This is a genomic window from Streptomyces sp. NPDC046977 (genome assembly GCF_040644455.1).
Taxonomy (GTDB): Bacteria; Actinomycetota; Actinomycetes; order Streptomycetales; family Streptomycetaceae; genus Actinacidiphila.
This window is the reverse complement of the sequence record NZ_JBEYWO010000038.1, coordinates 24,102-47,116: the sequence shown is the minus strand read 5'-3', so window position 1 is coordinate 47,116 and position 23,015 is coordinate 24,102. Positions and strand designations below refer to the sequence as shown.

At 74.5% G+C, this 23,015-nt stretch carries 16 protein-coding genes; 7 read left to right on the top strand and 9 right to left on the bottom strand.

What is annotated here, in order from left to right:
- Position 1 precedes the first annotated feature (1 nt).
- On the bottom strand, positions 2-2,122 hold the full coding sequence (gene glgX, locus ABZ883_RS37410) for a glycogen debranching protein GlgX (RefSeq protein ID WP_360914662.1): 2,121 nt from the start codon (positions 2,120-2,122) through the stop codon (positions 2-4).
- A gap of 351 nt (positions 2,123-2,473) precedes the next feature.
- On the opposite strand from glgX, the gene ABZ883_RS37405 reads away from it, so the two are divergent.
- From ABZ883_RS37405 to ABZ883_RS37390, 4 genes are all read left to right on the top strand, one after another.
- Positions 2,474-3,247 (top strand): Tat pathway signal sequence domain protein, encoded by a 774-nt coding sequence (locus ABZ883_RS37405; protein WP_360914659.1) that lies wholly within the window; start codon positions 2,474-2,476, stop codon positions 3,245-3,247.
- Between the two features lie 19 nt (positions 3,248-3,266).
- A complete protein-coding gene (locus tag ABZ883_RS37400; RefSeq protein WP_360914657.1) occupies positions 3,267-4,559 on the top strand; it encodes a copper amine oxidase in 1,293 nt (430 codons plus the stop codon).
- Positions 4,560-4,682: 123 nt separating this feature from the next.
- The gene (locus ABZ883_RS37395) at positions 4,683-5,930 is read left to right on the top strand and encodes an SAV2148 family HEPN domain-containing protein (protein ID WP_360914654.1); all 1,248 of its coding nucleotides are present in this window, start codon (positions 4,683-4,685) and stop codon (positions 5,928-5,930) included.
- A gap of 98 nt (positions 5,931-6,028) precedes the next feature.
- Positions 6,029-6,736, top strand: coding sequence for a 3'-5' exonuclease (locus ABZ883_RS37390; protein ID WP_360914746.1), 708 nt, complete (start codon positions 6,029-6,031; stop codon positions 6,734-6,736).
- Between the two features lie 25 nt (positions 6,737-6,761).
- Here the strand turns inward: ABZ883_RS37390 and ABZ883_RS37385 are convergent, their stop codons facing one another.
- On the bottom strand, positions 6,762-7,622 hold the full coding sequence (locus ABZ883_RS37385) for an aminoglycoside phosphotransferase family protein (RefSeq protein ID WP_360914651.1): 861 nt from the start codon (positions 7,620-7,622) through the stop codon (positions 6,762-6,764).
- Positions 7,623-7,655: 33 nt separating this feature from the next.
- On the opposite strand from ABZ883_RS37385, the gene ABZ883_RS37380 reads away from it, so the two are divergent.
- A complete protein-coding gene (locus ABZ883_RS37380) occupies positions 7,656-8,012 on the top strand; it encodes a hypothetical protein (RefSeq protein ID WP_360914648.1) in 357 nt (118 codons plus the stop codon).
- Between the two features lie 2 nt (positions 8,013-8,014).
- Positions 8,015-8,914 (top strand): hypothetical protein, encoded by a 900-nt coding sequence (locus tag ABZ883_RS37375; protein ID WP_360914645.1) that lies wholly within the window; start codon positions 8,015-8,017, stop codon positions 8,912-8,914.
- A 28-nt stretch (positions 8,915-8,942) separates the two neighbouring features.
- Here the strand turns inward: ABZ883_RS37375 and ABZ883_RS37370 are convergent, their stop codons facing one another.
- The 7 genes from ABZ883_RS37370 to ABZ883_RS37340 form a co-directional block, all read right to left on the bottom strand.
- Entirely contained in the window at positions 8,943-12,620 is a 3,678-nt protein-coding gene (locus tag ABZ883_RS37370) for a CHAT domain-containing protein (protein WP_360914642.1), read from the bottom strand.
- A gap of 1,736 nt (positions 12,621-14,356) precedes the next feature.
- A complete protein-coding gene (locus tag ABZ883_RS37365; RefSeq protein WP_360914639.1) occupies positions 14,357-15,436 on the bottom strand; it encodes a glutamate--cysteine ligase in 1,080 nt (359 codons plus the stop codon).
- Between the two features lie 46 nt (positions 15,437-15,482).
- Positions 15,483-16,700: a condensation domain-containing protein gene (locus ABZ883_RS37360; protein WP_360914636.1), complete on the bottom strand. Its 1,218-nt coding sequence runs from the start codon at positions 16,698-16,700 to the stop codon at positions 15,483-15,485.
- Positions 16,701-16,741: 41 nt separating this feature from the next.
- Positions 16,742-17,650 carry an NAD(P)-dependent oxidoreductase gene (locus tag ABZ883_RS37355; protein WP_360914633.1) on the bottom strand — a complete coding sequence of 303 codons (909 nt, stop codon included), beginning with the start codon at positions 17,648-17,650 and terminating at the stop codon, positions 16,742-16,744.
- Entirely contained in the window at positions 17,647-18,828 is a 1,182-nt protein-coding gene (locus ABZ883_RS37350; RefSeq protein WP_360914630.1) for an N-acetyltransferase, read from the bottom strand. Before ABZ883_RS37350 ends, ABZ883_RS37355 begins: the two co-directional genes overlap by 4 nt.
- On the bottom strand, positions 18,825-20,066 hold the full coding sequence (locus tag ABZ883_RS37345) for an aminotransferase class I/II-fold pyridoxal phosphate-dependent enzyme (RefSeq protein WP_360914627.1): 1,242 nt from the start codon (positions 20,064-20,066) through the stop codon (positions 18,825-18,827). Before ABZ883_RS37345 ends, ABZ883_RS37350 begins: the two co-directional genes overlap by 4 nt.
- A 286-nt stretch (positions 20,067-20,352) precedes the next feature.
- A complete protein-coding gene (locus ABZ883_RS37340) occupies positions 20,353-21,627 on the bottom strand; it encodes a cytochrome P450 (protein ID WP_360914624.1) in 1,275 nt (424 codons plus the stop codon).
- 361 nt (positions 21,628-21,988) lie between these two features.
- On the opposite strand from ABZ883_RS37340, the gene pstC reads away from it, so the two are divergent.
- Positions 21,989-23,014 (top strand): phosphate ABC transporter permease subunit PstC, encoded by a 1,026-nt coding sequence (gene pstC / locus ABZ883_RS37335; protein ID WP_360914621.1) that lies wholly within the window; start codon positions 21,989-21,991, stop codon positions 23,012-23,014.
- Position 23,015: the final 1 nt, after the last annotated feature.

Below are 23,015 nucleotides of genomic sequence, written 5' to 3'. Positions count from 1 at the left end.
GTTACGCCGGGCGTTGCAGCACCACCATGCTCCGGTCGGCCAGCCGCAGCCGGTCGCCCTGGGTCACCTTGCGCCCGGTGCCCGCCGGCACGCCCTCCGGCCGCTGGGTGTCCACGACGACCTGCCACTCCTTGCCGTGGTTGACCGGCACCACGAAGTCCAGCGGCTCGTGCCAGGCGTTGCACATCAGCAGGAACGAGTCGTCGGCGATGCGCTCCCCGCGGTCGCCCGGTTCGGAGATCGCGCTGCCGTTGAGGAAGACCACCAGGGCGTTGGCCTGGGCTTCCTGCCAGTCGTCCTGGGTCATCTCCTCACCCTCAGGGGTGAACCACGCGATGTCCGAGAGCTCGTCGTGCGTGCCCTCCATGGGCCGCCCGTGGAAGAAGCGGCGGCGCCGGAAGACCGGGTGGTCGCGGCGGAGCCACACCATCTGGCGGGTGAACTCGTGCAGCCGCTCGGTCGTGACGTCGCCCTCCTTGGGCCAGGGCACCCAGGCCAGTTCGTTGTCCTGGCAGTAGGCGTTGTTGTTGCCCTGCTGGCTGCGGCCGAACTCGTCGCCGTGGGAGATCATCGGCACACCCTGGGAGAGCATCAGGGTGGCGATGAAATTGCGCATCTGGCGCTCGCGCAGCGCGAGCACGCCCTCGTCGTCGGTGTCGCCCTCGGCGCCGCAGTTCCAGGAGCGGTTGTGGCTCTCGCCGTCCCGGTTGCTCTCGCCGTTGGCCTCGTTGTGCTTCTCGTTGTACGACACCAGGTCGCGCAGGGTGAAGCCGTCGTGGCAGGTGACGAAGTTGATGGAGGCGAGCGGGCGGCGGCCGTCGTCCTGGTAGAGGTCGGAGGAGCCGGTCAGCCGGGAGCCGAACTCGGCGAGCGTGGCGGGTTCGCCGCGCCACAGATCGCGCACCGTGTCGCGGAACTTGCCGTTCCACTCGGTCCACAGCGGCGGGAAGTTGCCCACCTGGTAGCCGCCCTCGCCGACGTCCCACGGCTCGGCGATCAGCTTCACCTGGCTGACCACCGGGTCCTGCTGCACCAGGTCGAAGAACGACGACAGCCGGTCGACCTCGTGGAACTGCCGGGCGAGTGTCGCGGCGAGGTCGAAGCGGAAGCCGTCGACGTGCATCTCGGTGACCCAGTAGCGCAGCGAGTCCATGATCAGCTGGAGCACGTGGGGGCTGCGCATCAGCAGCGAGTTCCCGGTGCCCGTGGTGTCCGTGTAGTAGCGCGGGTCGTCGGCCAGCCGGTAGTAGGAGGCGTTGTCGATGCCCCGGAAGCACAAGGTGGGTCCCAGGTGGCTCCCCTCGGCGGTGTGGTTGTAGACCACGTCGAGGATCACCTCGATGCCCGCCTTGTGCAGCGCCCGCACCGCGGTCTTGAACTCCAGCACCTGCTGCCCGCGGTCGCCCATCGAGGAGTACGCATTGTGCGGGGCGAAGAAGCCGAGTGTGTTGTAGCCCCAGTAATTGTGCAGGCCCTCGTCCACCAGACGGTGGTCGTGGACGAACTGGTGCACCGGCATCAGTTCCAGCGTGGTGACGCCGAGCTCCACCAGGTGCGAGATGACCGCCGGATGGGCGAGCGCCGCATAGGTGCCGCGGATCTCCTCCGGCAGCTCGGGGTGGAGCATCGTCAGGCCGCGCACATGCGCCTCGTAGATGACGGTGCGGTGGTAGTCGATGCGCGGGCTGCGGTCGTCGGTCCAGTCGAAGTACGGGTTCACCACGACGGAGGACATCGTGTGCGGCGCCGAGTCCAGGTCGTTGCGGGACTCGGGCTGGCCGAACCGGTAGCCGTACACCGCCTCGTCCCAGTCGATCGAGCCGCTTATCGCCTTCGCGTACGGGTCCAGGAGCAGCTTGGCCGAGTTGCAGCGGTGGCCCTGGGTCGGCTCGTGGGGCCCGTGGACCCGGAAGCCGTACCGCTGCCCGGGCATGATGCCCGGCACATAGGCGTGGCGGACGAAGGCGTCGGCTTCACGCAGCTCGACGGCGGTCTCCGACCCGTCGTCGTGCAGCAGACACAGCTCGATCCGCTCCGCCGCCTCCGAGAAGACCGCGAAATTGGTGCCGGCGCCGTCGTACGTGGCGCCGAGGGGGTATGCCTGACCCGGCCAGACCTGCATGTCGTCGACTCTTCCACTTCACTGCCGGGCGCCGGTAGGCCGCACCCCCGGTCACAACGTGCCGAAAGGGCATCGTCACGCACCCGCACCCGCGATGGCACGCTATTGCCGAGATCTTCCCCGGTACGAGTGTTCCAATTCCCCTGCCTGCCGCAAGAATCCGCTCGGTGCGGGCAACCTGGGTCGTCTTTGCGTCATCTGAACAGGTGACAGTACGACACAGGAGGGACCTACGTGACAGATCAGGGGGAAAGCCGCTCCACGGGGACAGTGGGAGCGGCCGGACGCGGCGTCAGGCGCGTCTTATGGGGCGCCGGCATCGCGGTCGCCGCCACCGCCGTCATGGTCGGCATGACCCTGCCACGCTCCGCGTCCGCGGGCGAGGGCCACTCCACGACGGCCGGCTCCGCCGCCCCGTCGCAGGGGCCCGGGCAGCAGGACGGCGGCAGCGGCAAAGGCACCGGCGGCGCCCATGACGGCGTGACGGAGATCCAGGCGCCCCAGGGCGGACAGCAGACCGGACGAGGGCCCCTGACCAAGGCCGAGGTCGACCGGGCGAAGTCCATGGCCCTGGGGCGCGACGGTCTGCGCAGCGCGCAGGACGTCGACGGCGGGCGGGGGCCCGAGTACCTCGACACCGACCTCGCGGACCCGGCCGGCACGGACTCGGCCGGGGACCCGGGCGACGGCGCCGCGCCGCCCGGCGAGGACCGCCGGGTCGAGGTGCTGTTCTACGACTACGGGCACGACCGGCTCGTGAAGAAGACCGTCAACCTCACCACCGGCACCGTCGAGCACACCGACACCGCCACCGGCATGCAGCCGCCTCCCTCGGCCGACGAGACCGCCGAGGCGGCCGCGCTGCTCATCAAGGACCCGCTCGGCGCGGGACTGCGGACCGACTTCGCAGCGGCGACCCGGGGGACCGCACTCGCCTCGCCCGGCCAGCTGCGGCTGCGCGGCATCTCCTTCAACACCGCGGAGCAGTCCGCACCGGCCGCTTTGGGCAAGTGCGGCCGGCACCGGTGCGTACGCCTGTTCACGCAGGTGAAGGACGGGCCGTGGATCGACACGACCAGGTTCGTCGTCGACCTCAGCGACCGCACCGTCGGCCGGATCCACTAAGAGCGGAGACCCAGCAACCATGCGCACCTCCCCCGTGCGCCGGGCCCTCGGTACGGCCTCGGCGCTCCTGCTCCTGCCCGCACTCGTCGCGGCGACGACCCCTGGCACGGCCACCGCGGCGGCCCCCCGGGCCGACCGGGCGGCCGCCGGCTGCGGCACGGCCACCGCCATCACCAAGAAGCTGCCGGGCGGCACCACCTGGACCATGTGCTGGCGCATCAGCGGCACCAAGGGACTGGTCCTGGAGAAGATCGCCTACCAGCCGCGCAGGGAACCGCATCCGATCACGGTGCTGAACTCCGCGGCACTCGCCCAGGTCAACGTGCCCTACGACTCCGGCCTGACCGAGTACAACGACCTGTCGGACATCGGCTTCGGCAACACCGCCGTCGACATCGGCCCCGAGGAGTGCCCCGGCGGCACCATCTCCTCCGCGTACGTCCCGCAGCAGGAACGCACCGTCAAGGCGCTGTGCACCACCACCGCGCCGCGCGGCTACGCCTACCGCAGCGACATCTTCGACGAACGGGGCACCGCAAAGAAATACACCGAGCAGGGCAGCGACCTGGTGGTGTTCTCCGTCTCGCAGCTCGGCTGGTACGAGTACGTCACCCAGTGGAACTTCTCCGACGACGGCACCGTCACCGCCAAGGTCGGCGCCACCGGCGACCTGTCCCCCTCGGACTACAGCGGCGAGGGCACCGGCTGGCCCATCGGCAAGGGCGGCCACGACCACGCCACCAGCCACTACCACTCCGTCTTCTGGCGGCTGGACTTCGCCCCCGACGGCTCGACCCGCTCCACGGTCGAGCAGTACGACACCAAGAAGGCCGGACGCGGCAGCGGCTCCGCCGTCCTGAGGACCACCAGGACCCCGGTCGCCAAGGAACTCGCCGCCACCTCGGCGCTGCGCCGCTGGTGGCGCGTGGTCTCCACGGCCGGCAGGAACGCCGACGGGCACCCGCGCTCCTGGGAACTGGTCCAGCAGCACTCCGACCACTACGACGCGCACCCCTACACCTCCAAGGACGTGTACGTCACCCAGTACCGCGCCTGCGAGCAACTGGCCAGCGGCAACAGCGACCCGGCCTGCAACGGCCGGGGCACCTCGGTGGACACATGGACGAACGGCGAGACCCTCACGCACCCGGTGATGTGGGTCAACGTCGGCTTCCACCACATCCCGCGCGACGAGGACCAGACGCCCATGCCGATCCACTGGCAGGGCTTCCAGCTCGTCCCCCGGGACGTCACCGCCATGAGCCCGCTCACGCCGGACGACCTCACCGGTCACAACGGCCAGGCGCACTAGGGGCATTGGCCGGTGAAGCGAGTAAGCATGTGGTGAAGTAGCGTCGTTACGGCTGCACCGCCCCCCGCCCCGCAGTACCCTTCCTTGATCGTGTACGGGGGCGGGAAGGCGGGTGCAGTCGTGATGTCGGGAGGTCTGGTGCTCCCTGGTGGTGGTGATCAGGGGGACCAGGGCGGCATCGGCGAGGGGAACGGCACCGGAACCGCGTCCCTGGCACTGCCGCTGGAGATCGGAGCGGAACTGGACTGGGGCGCCGACGAGTGGGCCGAGGTGCGCACCCGCGCCCGCCGCGCCGGGCGCGCCTATGTGTGGCTGAATCTGGTCGAGCAGCGGCTCCGGGCCGTGGTGAACGCCGTCCTGCGCCCCATCTACGAGCCCGTCCACGGCGAGGAGTGGGTGGTCGCCGCCGCGGGCCCCGCCGGCCACGAATGGGTCCAGCGCGCCGCCGCCGTGCGCGAGGTCAGCCGCCGCAAGGGCTTCCTGCTCGACCCCGCCGACGACAACATCCTCAGCTTCCTGACCCTGCCGCAACTGCGCGAGCTGGTCGTCCAGCACTGGCCGTGCTTCGAGCCCTACCTCGACGACCGCCGGGAACTCGAACTCGCCCTGGACGAGCTGGAGGTGGCCCGGCACGTCGTCTCGCGCAACCGCGCGCTGTCCCGGACCGTCCTGGACCAGGCCGAACGGGCCGCCGCCCGGCTGCTCGACGTGCTCGGCTCCGGCCCCGGCTACCCGTCCGCCGACCGGCTGCCGGTGGACGCCGTCGAGGAACTGGTCGCCGACCGCTACGCCGATGTCGTCGGGGTCTACCCGGACCGGGTCCGCCTTCAGCGCCAGCTGCCGGCCGAGGACCTGTTCGGGGCCGCCCGGCGGCTGGACGCCGTCGGCATCGGCCTGAACCTGCTCGTGCAGAACTACTCCGGCAAGCGGCTGGTGCGGCTGGCGGAGTCCGGCTGCCGCATGCGGCTGCTCTTCCTGAACCCGGCCAGCAGCTCGGTCCGCCGGCGCGAGCGCGAACTCGGCCTCGGCCGGGGGGAGCTGAGCCGCTCCGTCGAGATGAACATCATGCACATGCGCCGGGTCCGGGCCCGGCTGCGCGACCCCGGCGCCTTCGAGATCCGGGTCTTCGACGAGACCCCCCGCTTCACCGCCTACCTGGTGGACGGCGACACCGCGAACGGCGTCGCGGTGGTCCAGTCGTACCTGCGCAAGGCCCGGGGCATGGAGTCCCCGGTGATCATCCTGCGCGGTGGCCCCCGCGACCTCGTGCAGACCAAGGACGGCGAGGCGGCCGAGGTGGAACAGGGACTCTTCGGCATCTACCGCGAGGAGTTCGAGGGCGTGTGGGGGGACTCCCGGCCGGTCTCCTGAGGCCCCGCTCCCGACGCCCGGCGGCGGGACTGTCAGTGGCGCACGGGATGATGGCACAGCACACGGGGGAACCGCGGGAAGGACGTACGCCAATGGCCATGGGATGGCACCGGGAACTGCTGGTCGGCTTCGACCTGGAGACGACGGGCACGGACCCGCTCGGATCGAGGATCGTCACGGCGGCCGTCACCGAGGTCAGGGACGGGGAGCCGATACGCCACCTGGGCTGGCTCGTCGACCCCGGCGTCCCCATCCCCGCCGAGGCCACCGCCGTCCACGGCATCAGCAGCGAGCACGCCGCCGCGCAGGGCCGGCCGGCGGCCGAGGCGGTGGACGAGATCGCCGACGCCCTCGTCGCGCACTGGGCGGCCGGTGTGCCCGTCGTCGTCTACAACGCGCCCTTCGATCTCAGTCTGCTCGCGGCGGAGCTGCGCAGGCACCAGCTGCCCTCCCTGGAGGAACGGCTGGGCGGCGAGGTCGGCCCCGTCGTCGACCCGCTGGTCATGGACCGCACGCTCGACCGCTACCGCAAGGGCAAGCGGAATCTGGAGGCCGCCTGCCGCGAGTACGGCGTCACCCTCGACGACGCGCACGAGGCGAGCGCGGACGCGCTGGCGGCCGTCCGGGTCGCCTGCGCCATCGCCGAGCGCTATCCGACGGCCGCGAGCGGCCTGCGCGAACTGCACCGGTCCCAGATCGGCTGGTACGCCGACTGGGCCGAGGGTTACCAGCGCTGGCTGGTCCGCCAGGGCGGCGCACCCGAGGTCGAGATCGACACGCGCTGGCCGTTGCGCGAGCCTGCCTGACGGAGCATCGGGTGCCCGGCGTCGGCTAGAAGGCGTGCCAGCGCACTGCCGGGTCGTCGTCGCGCAGGGACGCGACGCGGCGCTCGAACTCGGCCAGAGCCGCCGGGTTGCCGGGCGCGTGCTGGGCGACCCAGGCGCAGCTGGCGGTCTCACGGGCGCCGCGCAGCACGGCGCAGCCCTCCCAGGTGCGGACGTCCCAGCCGTAGGCGGCGGTGAAGGCGTCGTAGGCGGCCGGGTCGAGGCCGTAGCGGTCCCGGCTGAGCGCCATGACGACCAGGTCGTGCTCGCGCAGATCGCTGGAGACGGTCTCCAGGTCGACCAGCACCGGCCCCCGCGGGCCGACGTGGACATTGCGGGGCAGCGCGTCGCCGTGGATCGGGCCCGGCGCGATGTGCGGCGTCAGGGCGGCGGCCGCGGCGGCGAACCCGTCGCGCCGCTCGCGCAGATATGCGGCGTCGGCCGGGTCGATCGCCGTGCCCGCGAGGCGCAGCCAGCGCTCCACCCCGTCCAGCAGATCGCGGCGGGGCAGGGCGAAGTCCGGTTCCGGCAGGGCGTGCACGAGCCGCAGCAGTGCGGCCAGGTCGGCGGGCTCCGCGGGGCGCACGCTGTCCGGCAGCCGCTCCCAGTACGTCACCGGGTGGCCGTCCACGAGCCGGGCCTCCGGGTCCGCCGCGCGCACCGCGGGCACCCCGTGGGCGGCGAGCCAGGTCGCCGTCCGCAGTTCGCGGGCGGCCCGCTCCAGCAGTTCGGGACCGCGGCCGACCTTCGCGACGGCGGCGCCGCCCGCGAGTTCGAAGACCGCGTTCTCGCCGAGCGCGATCAGCCTCGCCTCATGGTGCCCGTCCGCCGCGAGCACCGCCCGCGCGAGCTCTTCGGTGAACGCCATACGGCAATGATCGCAGATCAGTACCCTGGGCCGGTGGACGAGGCCACAGTGATGACGTTCTGTGAGGCGCTGCCGGAGCTGCGGCGCACCGCGCTCGCCGACCCCGACGAGGCGGCCGAGGTCGAGGCGGTGGCGGAGGCCGTCCGCGAGGGCCGCGGCGATCCCGTCGTCGTGGGCGACCTGGCCACACGGCTCGGTGTCCGCCTGGACGGAGGGCGCGGCGACAGCGGGTCGTACGTCACCGTGCCGGGGCTCGCCGGCGGGGGCGGCGGCATCGTCCGCTACCGCTGCCCGCGCGGGACGTGCTCGCGGAGCGAGGACCCCACGGCGTCCGTCTCCGCACCGCGCTGCGCGGTCTGGGGCGCCGAACTCCGACGCGTGCGGTACTAGCGGTGTCCGGCCTGCTGGACGCGATCGGCGGCAAGCTCGCCGAGCGCTGGGTCGCCCTGCTCGCCCTGCCCGGCATCCTCTTCCTCGGCACCGCCTGGGCCGCCCATGTGCTGGGCGCCGGACGGCCGTTCGACGCCGCGCGGCTGCTGCGGGAGGTGGAACGCCTGGCCGGCTGGACCGACGGCCACGGCGCGGCCGGGGTCCTCCTCGTGCTGGTCGCCCTGCTGCTGCTCGCCGTCGTCCCCGGGCTCGTCGTGCAACTGCTCGCGCACGGCGTCCGGCTGCTGTGGCTCGGGCCGTGGCCGGGCGGCACCGGCGAGCGCCTGGTCCGCCGGCGGCGTGTCCGGCGTGCCCGTGCCGACGAGCGGGTCGCGGAGCACATCCGGCGCTACGAGGCCGGCGGCGACCCGGCCGAACTCGCCGCCGCCCACGCGGCGGAGGCCCGCCGGGACGGCATCTCCTTGGTGCCGCCGGCCCGGCCGACCCGCATGGGGGACCGCATCCACGCCCTGGAGCACCGCGTCGGGGAGTACTACGGCGTGCCCTTCGTGACGCTGTGGCCGAGGCTGTGGCTCGCCGCGCCCGAGCCGGACCGCGCGGAGATCCGCGCGGCCGCCGCCTCCTTCGACGCGGCGGCCCGGCTGTCCGCGTGGGGCCAGCTCTACGTCCTGCTCGCGGCGGCGACCTGGTGGTGGCCCGCGCTGATCGCCGGAGCGGTCGTCATGGCCGCGGCGTGGCGGACCGGGCGCGAGCGCCTCTTCGTCCTGGCCGACCTGGCCGACGCGCTCGTCGACCTCCGCATGCGGTCCGTCGCCCGCGCGGCCGGCCTCCCCGTACCGCCGGGACCGGTGGCGCCGGTGACCTGGGAGGAACTCGACCTGCTGCTGCGCCGCCGGCGGTGACGGCGCGTTACGCGTGCCGGTTCGGGCCTCACCGGCCGATGTGGACGAAGCCGGCCCAGGCCTCGGGCGAGCGGGCGTACCGGGTGCGCAGCGCGCGGGTGAGGTGGCTGAGCGCGCGGCCGGTGTCGAGGGAGGCGACGGCACCCGCGACGGGCGCCCGCAGCGCCGCGTAGAGGCGGCCGGCCAGCACGGCGGAGGCGGCGTCGGCGGCCTCCCAGAGGGCGCCGACGACCTGGGGGTATCCCGCGACCTGGAAGGCGGAGGCCAGATGGACCGCCTCGTCGGGCAGCGGGCCGGAATGGGCGGTGTGGCAGGCCAGGAGCACCGCGAGCTCGGCGTAGCGCAGCTCCTGCCGGGAGACGTCGCCGACGCTGAGCGTCCCGCCGTGCAGCGCGAGGTGGCTGGCGGAGGGGTCGGCAGCGTCGCTGACGCCGTGGCAGGCGAAGTGCACCCAGCGCGCGGTGCGCAGTGCCTCCAGCACCCGTCCGGGCGTCGCGGACTCGCCCTCCAGGGCCCGTACGCCGCCCAGGGCGTCGGAGATCGCGGCGATCTCGTGACCGGAGGCGCCCGCCGAACCTCCCCGCCCGGTCGGCCGGCCGACCGCGAGCAGCCGGCCCCCTGTACGGCCCGAAGGGGCCCGGCGGGCGTGCCGCAGGGCGCGCAGCGTGGGGGTGTACGAGGACGCGACGCGGTCGAGGACGGTACGGCGCTCCGCGAGCTCGTGCTTGCGCTGCAACCCGGCCGCGTGCAGCGGCAGATACGCGAGCGGACCGGAGGCGGACCACCACAGCCGCGGCAGGTCCGCCGCGGGCGCGTCCGGTGGCAGCGGCCGTGTGCGGCCGAGCGCGCGCAGCACCGGCTCGGCGGTCGTGTGCCAGAGCCACGCGAGAGTGTCCAGGACGGTCTCGCGCGCGCGTTCCCGCTCCGCGCGGGGCGCGTCATGGCGCAGGTTCACCGCGGCCAGGAACTTCTGCGCCCGCAGGGCCAGCTGACCTTCCGTCAGATCGCGGAGCGGTACGGCGGTGATCCCCTCCGGTGTGACGACGAGCGCGTCGCAGCGCAACCGGTCGACATTGACCACGACGACCGGGCCCTCCGCGGCGACGGCCCGCATCTCCTCCTCGCTCGGCGGCAGCAGGAAGCGCTCGAATCCCGGACGGGCACGCACCCGCATCAGCAGCGCCTCCCACTGGGCCGCCGCGACGTGCCGTTCCAGGTATCCAGGGGTCCCGGTGCCCGCCGGGTCCACGGTGTTCGCCGGGTCCGGCTCGTCGGGCGTCTCGGACCGCCGCAGCCGCGCCGCGAGCGTGCGGAACTCCGCGGCCAGCGCCGGGTGCGCCGCGGCGAGGGCGCCGAGGTCGGCGCGGCCCTCCAGGTCCTGGTTCATCAGGACCGCGCGGCCCTGTTCCAGCAGGGCGAGCCCCTGCGCGGGACGCCCCGCGGCGACGGCCGCCGCGCAGCCCGTACGGCTGAGACTGGTGCCGGTCAGCGGGTCCGGGCGTCCCGCGGCGCCCGGTTCGGCGGCGCCGTCCGCGGCCAGGTGGGCGACCGGGTAGCGGCCGCCCAGCAGCGCCCGGTCGAGCAGGGTCCTGCGGTCGTCCCGGCCCAGCGCGCGCGAGGCCATCAGGGGCAGCACCTCCAAGGCGCGTTCCGCCGCGTCGGCGGCGTCGCCCCAGGCTTGGCGCTCCAGAGCGTCGCCCATCGCGATCCGCGCCGACTCGAAGCGCACCGCCGGCACTTCACCGCCGAACACCTCCACGAGCCCGGCCTCCGCCGCCCGCGCCTGCTCGGCGTCGCCGCGCACGGTCGCGTCGGTGAAGTCCGCCCACTGGCTGTAGGACGTCACCACGCCGCCCAGCAGGTCCGCCAGGCCCGGGGTCTCCCGGATCTGCCGGTCGGCCCGTGCGATCAGCCGCCGCGACTCGGCGGCCCGGGCGGGATCCTGCGTCAGGCCCGCGAGGTTGGTCAGCGCGTTGGCGTACTCGACCTCGCCGGCGAGGCGGGCCGGGCTGTCCTCGGGCAGCCGGTCGAGCGCGGCGCGCAGATCCTCGCAGCAGACGCGCAGCGCGGCCGCGTCCATCGAGATCAGGGCACGCAGGTGCTGCCAGGGCGCGGCGGCCAGGACGAGGTCGGTGTGGGCGCGGGACCCGTACGGCACTTCGCCGAGGAGGCGGTCCCCGAGGGCCGCGGCCTCCTCGATGACGGCGGGGTCCTGGTCCGTCGACCACCGCATGGCGATGACGGCCATCAGCACGCCCGCGGCCTGGGCGCGTTCGGGGCTGCCGGGCGCCGCCTCGTCCACGATCGCCCGCAGTTTCCGTTCGGCGTCGGCCACGAAGGCCGGGTCGAAGGCCGTCCCCGTGCCGGGGCCCTGTGCCAGCGCCTCCACCAGGGGGGCGAGTTCGGGCGGTACGGGAACCGCGAAGGGCGGGGCCGCGGCCGGCTGCCGGGGGCCCGGTCCCGCGTCCGGTCCGGGCGGGTCCGGCGGAGCGTCGGTGCGTGCGCCGGGCGGCGGCAGCGGTGTCCGCACCTGCATCGGCGGCAGCGCGGGCGCGACCCGCATCATCGTCGGGAGGAACTTCGCCGCCACCGCGCCCACCGAGCGGGGGAACAGCCTGATCGCGGAGTGCAGTTGGCCCACCCGGGCCGCCTTGTCCGCGACGTGCGGCAGCAGCGGGTGCCCCGGCGGCAGCCGCCGCAGGACCTCCCCGAGCATCCGCCCGGCCGCCTCGGCGTCGGCCGCTTCCCACGCCACGACGGCGCGGGCGGCGAGCAGCGAGGCCATGTTGATCTCGTAGGCCGCGTTGTCGTCCGGCAGGCCCTCGGCGCGGTAGGCCTCCAGATGCTCCATGGCCTCGTCGACGGTCGCCCGTTCCGGCGCCCACGGCAGGGAGCACATCAGGGCGACGGCCAGGGCGAAGTGCACGGTGCGGACCTCGTGCCGGTCGCGCACACCGCCCTCGGCCGTCTGCCCCCGCATCGCGGCCAGGGCCAGCCGGCCGCCCCGCACGGCCACGTCCACGGCGGCCCGGTCCCGCGGACGGGCCCGCACCCAGGCGACGCCCGCGAGCACCGCGACCCGGCCCGCGTCGGCGGCGTCGACATGCTCCGGCGACGCCGCCTCGAACGCGGCACGGGCCCGCGGCCAGAGCGCGGGCAACTCGTCGGTGGCGCCGCACTCGTACCGGATCAGCGCCGCGTGCGCGAGTCCGGCCAGCAGCCCCGGGCGGCTGAGGTCGTCCGCCGGCAGCGTCGCGAGCAGCGCGTCCACCCGCGCCTCGATCGGGTCCGCCGGAGCGAACGGCCGCTGCGCCGGCCGGCCCGGAAAGCGGGCGGCGACCGCCACCAGGTCGCCGGGAGCACGGTGCTGGGCCTGCGCGGCAAGGTGGTGGCGTACCTCGGCGGCCGTCCGGAAGTCCCCGTACATCGCCAAAGTACGCTGGGCCAGCTGCAGATGGAGCACCAGCCGCGCGCGCTGCGGGTGGTCCGGGGGCGCGGTGTCCAGCGCCAGCACGGTCAGCGCGAGCGCGGCGGCGGCCGCGGCCCGGCGCTCACCGCCCCAGGCGGCGCGCAGCAGTTCACCGGCCGCCCGCAGCAGGCTGCCGGGGGTCGTCCCGGCACCGGCGACGATGCGGTCGGTGCGCGGCGGCGCGGACACCCCGAAGCGCGTCAGCATCCGGTCCACCGCCGCGCGCGCGTCGCTCATGCACCGTCCCCCCGGTCCGCCGCATGTGCGTGGGCGTCACACACGTCCCCGGGACGATACCGCTCCGCGCGTGCGCGCGGTGACCGACCGATCACGCCCGGATGCGGCTGCTGCCGCGTGCGCGGGCTTTGCGTTGCTGACGTGCCCCGTTGCCTGGGGCGTGAGCCGGTCGACGCCCGTGCGCCGTCGGGTCCATGGGGCCGGCCCGCCGGGATGTCAGCGGGCGGCACGTCGACGACCGGGTTCCGCGAGGTGCGTGGTCAGGCTCGGGTGCGCGTGACCTCGACCTGGGAGACCAGGACCCCGATCATGTCGTGCGTGCTCGCGGGTCGGCCCGCCGGGACGCCGGCGGCGGCGTCACTGGGCGTGGCCCGGGAGGGAGGCCGAGGTGTCCCGGCCGGCCTTCGTGCGGCGTCCGGCGGTGGAACTCGGCGATCTGACGGGGACTCCGGGACCGGGGTCAGGTGGCTGTACACGCATTCGGGGGCCGCGTGGTGTGCGGTCAGGCCCGAGTGGGGCGAACGCTGCCGGGCGCATCGTTGGCTGGGCGTAGGCGCCCCGGGGATGTGAGCTGGTCGACGCCGGCGGGCTGTCGGTTCCGTGGGGCCGGCCCGCTGGGCGTCAACGCCGGGGTCGGGACCGCGTGGTCAGCACGGGTGCGGGTGACGGCCTCGCGGGCGAACGCCGCTGGGTTGCCGTGGCGCAGGTCTGGTGTTGTCGACAGGCATCTGTGCCTTGGGTCGTGGGCAAGTCGCCGCCTGTGTGCTGTCGGGCCTCGTGGGGTTGGGCTTGCCGGGATGTGCGGGGAGGGCGTCGATGCCGATGTCGGGCGGCCGGGGCCGCGTGGTGTGTGGGTCAGGCGCGGGTGCGGGCGACGGCCTCGCGGGCGACCGCGGTCGGGCCGCCGCGCGCGTATGTCGCGCGTTGGCGGCGGGCGCCGGTGCTCTGGGTCGTGAGCAGGGCGACGCCTGTGCCCTCTCGGGCCTCGTGGGGCTGGGTTGCCGGGATGCCTGGGGGAGTGCGGCGCTGTCCGTGCCAGGTGGGCGACTGCGGTCGGGCCGCCCAGTGTGCGGGGTTTGTGTCGCCCCGGGGCGTGGGCAAGTCGCCGCCCGTGGGCCCTGGCCGCCACGGGGAGCACGCCCACGCCGGGATCGGGCGCCGTGAGGCGCCTGCTCCGGCGGGGGTGCGGGTGCCCTGGATCATGAGCAGGGCCACGCCCGTGCCCTCTCGGGCCTCGTGGGGCTGGGATGCCTGGGAGAGCGTGTCGATGTCGGCGGCGCCGTCCTGCCCAGGTGGGCGACTGCGGTCGGGCCGCCCATGTGCGGGGTTTGTGTTGCCCCGGGGCGTGGGCACGTCGCCGCCCGTGGGTCTTGGCCGGCACGGGGAGCACGCCTACGCCGGGATCGGGCGCCGTGGGGCGCCTGCTCAGGCGCGGGTGCGGGTGACGGCCTCGCGGGCGACCGCCGCTGGGCTGCCGCGGCGCGGGTCTGGTGTTGCCGACAGGCATTTGTGCCTTGGCGGTGAGCACGTCGCAGCCCGTGCGCCGTCGGGTGCCGGGATGCCCGGTAGAGCGTGTCGATGTCGGCGGCGCCGTCCTGCCCAGGTGGGCGACTGCGGTCGGGCCGCCCATGTGCGGGGTTTGTGTTGCCCCGGGGCGTGGGCACGTCGCCGCCCGTGGGTCTTGGCCGGCACGGGGAGCACGCCTACGCCGGGATCGGGCGCCGTGGGGCGCCTGTTCAGGCGCGGGTCCTGGTGACGGCCTCGCGGACGACCGCCGCCGGGCCGCCCCGCGCGTACGTCTCGCGTTGCCGTCGGGCACCCGTGCCCTGGGTCGTGAGCCGGTCGACGCCGGCGCGGACGGCGTACAGGTCGCCGGAGTCCTTGAGCGCGCCCTCGACGTGGGAGACCAGGGCCTCGACCACGTCGTGCGCGCCGGCGGGGCGGTGCGTGCGGGGGTGGAGCAGGGCGCCGTCGAGGCCCGAGCGGCTGGCCCGCCAGGACGCCAGGCGGAGCACGTCGAGGCCGGGGTCGGGGGCCGGGCGGCCGTCCGCCCATTCGCGGGCCGCGGTCTCCACCAGGCCCCGCACCAGCGCGGCCAGCACCACGGCGTCCTGGTAGTCCACGCACACGTCGCAGATCCGGACCTCCACCGTCGGGAACTTCGCCGACAGGCGGACGTCGAAATAGACCATGCCCTGGTCGAGCAGGATGCCGGTGGCCAGCAGCCGGGACACCGCCCGGTGGTACTCCGCGGCCGACCCGAAGCCCGCGGTCGGGCCGGCCGTCGGCCAGCGGCCGAAGACCTGGTAGCGGTAGCTGGAGTAGCCCGTGTCGGTGCCCTGCCACAGCGGAGAGTTCGCGCTCAGCGCCAGCAGCGGCGGCAGCCAGGGCCGGATGCGGTCGATGACCGCGACGCCCTCCTCGTCCGAGGCGACGCCCACGTGGACGTGGCAACCGCAGGTCAGCGTCTCCTGGAGGGTGAGGCCGAAGCTCTGCGCCATCCTGCGGTAGCGCCCCTGCGGGGTCAGGCTCGGGGAGACCGGCAGGGGCGAGGTGCCGAGCGCGGCGATGTCCACGCCCTGCCCGGCGGCGAGCCGCGCCGCCCGGCGGCGCCACGTGCGCAGTTCCCCCCGCAGCTGGTCCAGCGTCACGCACGGTGACGTGTTGAGTTCGAGCTGCTGCTGCTGGAGTTCCACCACGAGTTCGCGGGCCCACGGCCCGCCCCCGTCCAGCACGGCGTCGGCGACGGCCCGCGGCTCTGCGGTCCGCGCGTCCACCAGGAGGAGTTCTTCCTCGACCCCGACGGTGCGTGCCACGAGTGACGGATACCCGCTGAGGGCGCCCGGTACCCGTGCCGGTCGTTCAGACCCCGTCGAGCAAGAGGTCCGTGGCCCGCCGGCACAGGTCCGCCGAGGCCTCCCCGTCGGTGGACGTCACGCTGCAGAACAGCCGCCCGCCGAAGCCGATCACGATGACGAGCGGGGCACCGGACAGGCTCGTGTGCGCGGCGCCGTGCACCGCGTACAGCCGCAGCGGCCCGTACTCCTCGGGGATGGGCAGCCTGGCGTTGCTGACGGAGACGTCGAAGCGGGGCCCGCGCTCCTCGCCGCGGCGCAGCAGCGCGCCGATCGCGCGGTGCGGGACGGCGGAGGTCAGCCGGAAGACGCGGACGAGGGGCCGCAGCGCGTCCGGGGTGAGCCGGGCGTGGATGTCGGTCCGCGCCTCCCTGGCCGCCGTCCACAGGTCGTCCCCGCCGTCCGCGGAGATCACGAAACTGGCGGCGTACAGGCCGACCGCCTCGCCCGGCGGAGGATCCAGCACCCGGCGCAGGTCGGCCGCCACCGCGATGCGGGCGGGGCGGCCCGGGGTCGCCGCCCGCGCGAACGCGGCGCACAGCGCGGACTGCAGCGTCGTCCCCTCGGAACGGCACCGCTTGAGCAGCAGCGCGGTCTCCTCCCGGTCCAGCGTCCACGGGTGGAACACCAGCGGCCCGCCGCGCGGGCGCGGCACGGGCACGGGCCCGCCCAGCGCGCGGGCGGTCCTCAGCAGGTCGGCGGGCCTGGTCCGCGGGCCGGGGACGAGCTGGTCGGCGGGCGGGGCCAGGACGGGGTCGGTGCCGGCGACCGGGGCGGCGGCCAGCCGCGTGAGCAGGTCGCGCACGACCACGCCCGCGGAGACCGCGTCGGCGACGAGGTGGTGGAAGACGGCGACCAGGTCGAACGCCTCACCGGCGTCCACCAGCACGAAGCGCGCCAGCGGCCCGGTGGACGTGTCGAACGGGCGCTGGAGCTCCTCCTCCACCACACGGGACCAGTCGCCGGGCCCCCCGTTCCCCGTCGCCCGCACCACACGCACCGGCGGGTCCCCGGTGCCCACGGTCGTCAGCCGTGCCTGCCACCACCCGGGGTCCGCCACGCGCACCCCGAGCAGCGGATGCCGCTCCCGCGCGAAGGCGACGGCCTCGCGCACGCGCGCGGCGGTCGTCCGGCCGGTCACCCGGGCCACGGCGGCGATGTTGACCGGGAGGCGTTCGCCCGCCGCCCAGACGACGCGTTCGTACGGAGACAGCCGACGGCGCATGGCGGTCCCCCCTTCCTCGGGGTGTGCGTGCGGAGAACGGATCAGCCCGTCAGTGAGGCGCGCAGCCCCTCGGCGAGCGGGGTGGCGGGGCCGAAGGGCAGCGTGTCGCTCGGGGCGCAGGTCCAGGCGGGGTGGCGGGCCTCGGCCACCTTGTCGGGGTTGAGCATCGACGAGCGGCCGGCCAGGCGCGCGGCGGCCGCGGCCAGCGGCGCGGGGACGTGGACGACGCGCGGGGCGCGGCGGCGCAGTACGGCGGCGACGGCGGCGCCGATGTCGTCCCAGCGGTGCTCGGTGCCGTCGCAGACGTGATGGGTGCCGGGGGCCGTCGCCGGGTCCGCCGCGGCGATCAGCGCGCGGCACAGGTCGTCGACGTGGATGAGGCAGTAGTGCCGCGGTCCGGGCCGTCCGACCGCGGGGAGCAGTCCGGTGCGCACCGCGCCCACCAGCCGGGGCAGGAACTCCCGGTCGCCGGGGCCGTAGACGATGGGCGGCCGGACGGTGACGGCGGGCACCCGGCCGGCCGCCTCGCGCAGCGCCAGTTCGCCGCCGAGCTTGCTGCGCCCGTACAGGGAGACGGGCGAGGGGAGTTGCTCGGCGCGGCGCCGTCGGCCGGGGCCGGACGCCGCCAGCGAGGAGCAGTAGACCAGCCGCGGCGGCACGGGGAGCGCGGCGACGGCGTCGCGCAGCCGCCGCGTGCCGTCGGTGTTGACGGCGGTGTAGGCGCGCGGGTCGGCGGACTTGGTGACCCCGGCGAGGTGGATGACCCGGTCGACGTCGCGCAGCGCGTCGTCGAGCCCCTCGCCGGTGCGCAGGTCGCCGGGGGCGAGCCGGGCGCCGGGCACGCGGCGGCCGTCGCGCACCAGGGCGGTGACCTGCTCGCCGCGTTCGGCGAGATGGCGGACGAGGTGACCGCCGACGAATCCGGTCGCGCCGGTGACCAGGTATCTCATCGGGGGCCGCCGTCGCGCACGTACAGCCGGTGGGTGCGGAAGTGGACGCCGCCCATGGCCTGCGCGTGCCGGTTGGAGCCGCGGTTGTCCTCCAGGATCCAGGACAGGTCGGTCTCGGTGTAGCCGAGCCGGTGCGCCGCGCGCTGCGCGTCCGCGAGCAGGACCGCCACCAGCCCGCGGCTGCGGTGCTCCTTGCGCACGCCCGAAGTCCCGCCGCGTACGCGGGTGATGCGGCCCATGCCGCGGGTGACGCGCAGCAGCCCCACTGGCAGCCCCCAGGTGGTGAGCCGGCCGCGTGCGGCGCGCAGCGCCTGGTTGACGTCGGGCAGCCACATCGTGAAGGCGGCGGGTTCGCCGTCCACCTCGGCGATCCGCACAAGTTCGGGCTTGAGCAGGGGCTTCAGCCGGTCGGCCATGTGCCGGAACTCACGGTCCGTCAGTGGGACGGACGCGTAGTTCTCGGCCCAGGCGTCGTTGTAGATGTCCTTGATGACGGCCATCTCCTCGTCCCAGCGGTCCGGGTCGAGGGGCCGCACCCGGACCGCGGGGTCGGACAGGGTGCGCTCGGCGACCCGGCGGATGCCGGCCGGCGGTTCGCCGTCGGCCGGCATCGGCACCAGCCACGACAGCAGGTCCTTGGCCTTGCCGAAGCCGCAGTCGGTCAGCAGCCGGGCGTAGTAGGGCGGGTTGTACGGGATGCCGACGCTGGGCGGCCCGTCGAAGCCGTCCACCAGCACTCCGCACTCGTCGTTCACCGAGAAGCTCAGCGGGCCGAGCATCCGGGACAGTCCGCGCTCGCCCAGCCAGGCGGCGGCCGCGTCGAACAGCGCGGCGGCGGCCTCGGTGTCGTCGGCGCACTCGAAGAGGCCGAAGTGGCCGCAGGTGAAGTCGTGCCGTTCCTGGTAGCGCGGTTCGGAGATCACCGCGATTCTGCCGACGACGGTCCGGCCGCGCCGGGCGAGCAGCAGCCGGATCTCGGCGGTGTCGAAGGTGGGGTTGCGGCGCGGGTCGAGGAAGGCGCGCATCTCCCGCTCCAGGGGGGCGACCCAGTGCGGGTCGTCGCGGTGGAGCGTGTACGGCAGGCGGATGAAGGCGGTGGTGTCCGCCCGGCCGTCGACGGGGGAGACGCGCACGGGTGCGCCGGTGGCGGCGTGCGGGGCGGCGGCGGGGGCGCTCATCGGGTGGCCGCCTGACGGGGGAGCGCGGGCAGCAGGCCGACGCGGCGGCCGGCCGCCTCGAAGGCGTCGAGGATCCGGCCGAGATGGCTGTCGGAGTGCGTGGCCTGCACGGTCACCCGGATGACGCAGCGTCCCTCCGGCACGGCGGGGGCGCCGACGGCGTTGGTGAACACGCCCTCGTCGAACAGCGCCTGCCACATCCGGGCGCAGTCGGCGGCGTCGCCGATCAGCACGGGCACGACGGGTGTGACGGAGTTCCCGGTGTCGTAGCCGAGGTCGCGGAGCCCCGCGCGGAGCCGGTCGGCGAGCGAGAGGACGCGCAGCCGGCGCCAGGGTTCGGCCTCGGCGATGTCGAACGCGGCCAGTCCCGCGGCCAGTGCGGACGGCGGCATGGAGGCGGAGAACAGCACGGAACGGGCGCTGTAGCGCAGGTAGTCGACGACGTGGGCGGGTCCGGCGAGGAAACCGCCCGTGGAGCCGAAGCACTTCGACAGCGTCCCGGTGAACAGGTCCACCCGGTCCAGCAGTCCGTAGTGCTCGGCGACACCGCGGCCGCCGGTGCCGAGCAGCCCGATGTCGTGGGCGCCGTCGACGATCAGCCGGGCGCGGTGCCGTGCGGCGAGCGCGGTGAGTTCGGGCAGCCGGCACAGGTCGCCGTCCATGGAGAACATGCCGTCCGTGACGAGGACCTTGCCCGCGGACGGGTCGGCGGCGGTGGCCTGTTCCAGCAGGGTGTCCAGGTGCCCGGTGTCGGAGTGCGGGTACAGGACGCGGCGGGCGGCGCCGAGCCGGATGCCGTCGACGAGCGAGGCGTGGTTGGCCATGTCGCTGAAGACGATGTCGCCCTTGCCGAGGAGGGCGGCGACGGCGAGGTTGGCCTGGAAACCGGTGGTGACGACGGCGGCCGCCTCGGTGCCGAGGAAGTCGGCGACGCGGCGCTCGAGTTCGCCGTGCAGCGGCAGGGTGCCGTTGAGGGTGCGGGCCCCGGAGCAGGAGGCGCCGTAGCGGGTCAGTGCCTGCGCGGCGGCCGCGGTGACCCGCGGGTCGGTGGACAGGCCCAGGTAGTCGTTGCAGCCGGCCATGACCACCGGGCGGCCCTCGACCAGGGCCTCGCCGTCGGCGGAGGCGTGCATCGGCCGGTAGAAGGGCCGGATACCGGTCGTCTCCATGGCCCGGACGAATGTGGACGAGGACAGGTCCTTGTCGAACACGTCGGTGGCGTCCTGGATGTCGGTCACCTGTCTTCTCCCGGGGTGCCGGCGCCGTCAGGACGGGGAGGAACGGGTCCCCCGGTCGGGGGCGTGAAGCGGCGGAGTTCTCTGCGCATCTGTTCTGACCTGCGCTCTCTTTCGTTGTCAGTGAGGGCGGCTGCGCCTGCACCGCGCGCGGAGCCGTGTCCCTGGGGGACGGGAACTCCGCCCGTGCGGTGCCGGTCCGGGCCGGTGCCGGCCCGGGCGGTGCCGATCGTGCAGGCGCCGGCGGACCGCTGGTCCCCAGCCCGCGTGAGCCGGGAATCCCGGCCCTTCAGGGCGGGGAGGAGGCCAACGGCTCCATCTCCGTTGCCGAGTGGACGGGAAGGCGGGCGATGTCGGCCATGCTCGGTCCGCGATGGCGCTCCGGCGGTGCCGCGGCCCGCGCTCCCGGCAGCGCGCGGGCGAAACACCGTGCGAAGGCGACCGCCTGAGTACGGGCCAGGTGGGACCCGAGGCAGTAGTGCAGGCCGGTGCCGAAGGCGAGCAGCCGCCGCGGGGGCCGGTCGGGGTCGAAGGCGTGCGGGTCGGGGAAGTGCAGCGGATCGCGGTGGGCGGCGCCGATGAGGGCGTGGACGACCTGCCCGGCGGGCAGGTCGCGGCCGGCGAGTCCGGTGCCGGCGGCGGCGACCCGGGTCACGACGCGCCCGGGCGGGTCCCAGCGCAGGACCTCGTCGGTGAGCCGTTCGGCGAATCCGGGGTCCTGGCGGATCCTTTCGGCAAGCAGCGGCCGGGTCGTCAGGGCCAGGGCCACCGAGGCCAGCAGGGCCGCCGTGGTCGGCACCCCCGCGGAGAACAGCGTGAGCAGCAGGTAGCGGGCCCCGTGCGGGTCCTCGGCCGCCCACCGGGACAGCAGGTCGCCCGCGGGGCGCCGGAGGCGTTCGGCCAGGACGCGGTCGTAGCAGGCGAGCAATGCCACAGCCGCGGCATCGGCGCGCCGCACCACGCTGGGGGGCGCGGCCAGTTCCTCCACGCGCACCATGGCGGCGCTCTCGGCGGCCAGCCAGGCCCGGTCGACCTCGGGCGGCAGCCCGGTCAGCCCCGCGAGCACCGCGGTGGGCAGCGGGCGGCACACCTCGGCGACCACGTCGGCGCTGCCGTCGCGCCGCACGGCCGCGGCGAACCGGCCGACGTACCGGGCGACGAGGGGTTCCACGAGGTGCTCCGCGGCCTCGCGCATCGCGCGGGGGGCCAGCGCGGTGTTCAGCGGGCGGCGACGCGCGGTGTGCTCGGGCGGGTCCTGCTGCAGCGGCGTCTCGCACAGCCCCACCGTGCCGGGGCTGCTCCGCCAACCGGGGCGGTGGGTGTCGCGCCAGCCGGCGCCGAGGGTGCGCCAGACCCGGTCGGCGAGCACCTGCCGGCAGTCCTCGTGGCCGGTGACCAGGAGGGCGCCCCAGGATGTCGGCACGAGCGGGCCGGCCTCGGCCAACGCGTCGTAGGCGCGGGCGAGTTCGTCCGGGTCCACCGCCTTGCGCCACCGCCGTACGAGACCCGCCGCGGAGCGCGCGTCAAGGGTGGTGAGGGGCGGGGGCGGGGTCAGCTGGGTCATGGAGGGGGTGGGGACTCCGGCATCGGGGGCGGGGGTGGGCGGGGCGCGCCGACGAGGACACCCCGGAAGGCGGGGCGATGGGCACGTGCCCAGCAGAGTGCTCCGCCGGACGGGTCCGGAGCCAGTCGAGTCGCCACATTTCACCCACCCGTGAACGTAATTGGCGCCGGTGCGGGACGTTCCGCTACGGTCGCCCGTTCACTTGCAACCCCCTCTGCGGTACTTCCACGCGGCCCACGTTTGTAGAACACGTACTGTTCACATTTTCATCACTTGTGAACGCCTCCGACGTCATGCACCCCCCATTGAATCTGCCGGGAACTACGCCCGTAGATGGCGTAATCGAGGGAGGGGCGCAGCAATGTCAACCGCAACGGCGGGAGTGGAGCCGGTCAGACCGGAGCCGGAGAGCGCTCCGCCGCGCCCGAAGGACTCGGCCCGCGGGACCGGTGACCGCGTCTTCCGCTGGCAGCTGACGGCGGCCGGCACGACCGTGCTCGCGATCATGGCCGCGGTCGGCCTCTTCCTGCTGCTGAGGGCCGGGTCGGCGCTCAAGGCGACCGGCCTGTCGTTCCTCACCACGGCCGCATGGCAGCCCGACGTCCACCACTTCGGCATCGCGGCGGTCCTCACCGGAACGCTGCTGATCGCCGTCGTGGCCGTGTTCTTCTCCCTGCCGCTGGCCCTCGGCACCGCGCTGTTCATCTCCGATGTCGCGCCGCGCCGGATGCGCCGCACGCTGATCGCGATGGTCGACCTGATGGCCGCCGTGCCGTCCGTGGTCTACGGCCTGTGGGGCCTGTTCTTCCTTCAGGGTCATGTCATCGGCGTGTCGCGCTGGCTGTCCGACTGGTTCGGCTGGATCCCGTTCCTGCACGTGGACGGCGTGCAGCCGGGCGAACCGCTCGCCTCCAGCAGCGTCTACACCGCCTCGTCCTTCGTGGCGGGGCTCGTGGTCGCGCTGATGGTGGCGCCGATCCAGTGCTCCGTGATGCGCGAGGTCTTCGCCCAGGCCCCGGCGGGTGAACGGGAGGGCGCGTACGCGCTCGGCGCGACGCGCTGGGGCGTGATCCGCACCGTCGTCCTGCCGTACGGGCGGGGCGGCATCATCGGCGGCACCATGCTCGGACTCGGCCGGGCGCTCGGCGAGACCATCGCGGTCTACCTGATCATCTCGCCGGTCTTCACCATTCAGCCACACGTTCTCCAGACCGGTGCCAACTCGGTCTCGTCGCTGATCGCACTCCACTACGGCGACGCCTCCGACTTCGGCATGTCCGCGCTGATGGCGGCAGGCCTGGCGCTGTTCCTGCTCACGCTGGTGGTCAACTTCACCGCCTCCTCCGTCGTGGCCCGTTCCCGTTCCGGCTCGCAGAGCGAGGCATGAC

Bases quoted from the DNA above. Each gene is read 5' to 3' on its own strand.
- ABZ883_RS37385 (WP_360914651.1), bottom strand. From the start codon at position 7,622: ATGGCGTTCACCGAAGAGCTCGCGCGGGCGGTGCTCGCGGCGGACGGG.
- ABZ883_RS37400 (WP_360914657.1), top strand. From the start codon at position 3,267: ATGCGCACCTCCCCCGTGCGCCGGGCCCTCGGTACGGCCTCGGCGCTC.
- glgX (WP_360914662.1), bottom strand. From the start codon at position 2,122: ATGCAGGTCTGGCCGGGTCAGGCATACCCCCTCGGCGCCACGTACGAC.
- ABZ883_RS37405 (WP_360914659.1), top strand. From the start codon at position 2,474: ATGACCCTGCCACGCTCCGCGTCCGCGGGCGAGGGCCACTCCACGACG.
- ABZ883_RS37370 (WP_360914642.1), bottom strand. From the start codon at position 12,620: ATGAGCGACGCGCGCGCGGCGGTGGACCGGATGCTGACGCGCTTCGGG.
- ABZ883_RS37360 (WP_360914636.1), bottom strand. From the start codon at position 16,700: ATGCGCCGTCGGCTGTCTCCGTACGAACGCGTCGTCTGGGCGGCGGGC.
- ABZ883_RS37395 (WP_360914654.1), top strand. From the start codon at position 4,683: ATGTCGGGAGGTCTGGTGCTCCCTGGTGGTGGTGATCAGGGGGACCAG.
- ABZ883_RS37340 (WP_360914624.1), bottom strand. From the start codon at position 21,627: ATGACCCAGCTGACCCCGCCCCCGCCCCTCACCACCCTTGACGCGCGC.
- ABZ883_RS37355 (WP_360914633.1), bottom strand. From the start codon at position 17,650: ATGAGATACCTGGTCACCGGCGCGACCGGATTCGTCGGCGGTCACCTC.
- ABZ883_RS37390 (WP_360914746.1), top strand. From the start codon at position 6,029: ATGGGATGGCACCGGGAACTGCTGGTCGGCTTCGACCTGGAGACGACG.
- pstC (WP_360914621.1), top strand. From the start codon at position 21,989: ATGTCAACCGCAACGGCGGGAGTGGAGCCGGTCAGACCGGAGCCGGAG.
- ABZ883_RS37350 (WP_360914630.1), bottom strand. From the start codon at position 18,828: ATGAGCGCCCCCGCCGCCGCCCCGCACGCCGCCACCGGCGCACCCGTG.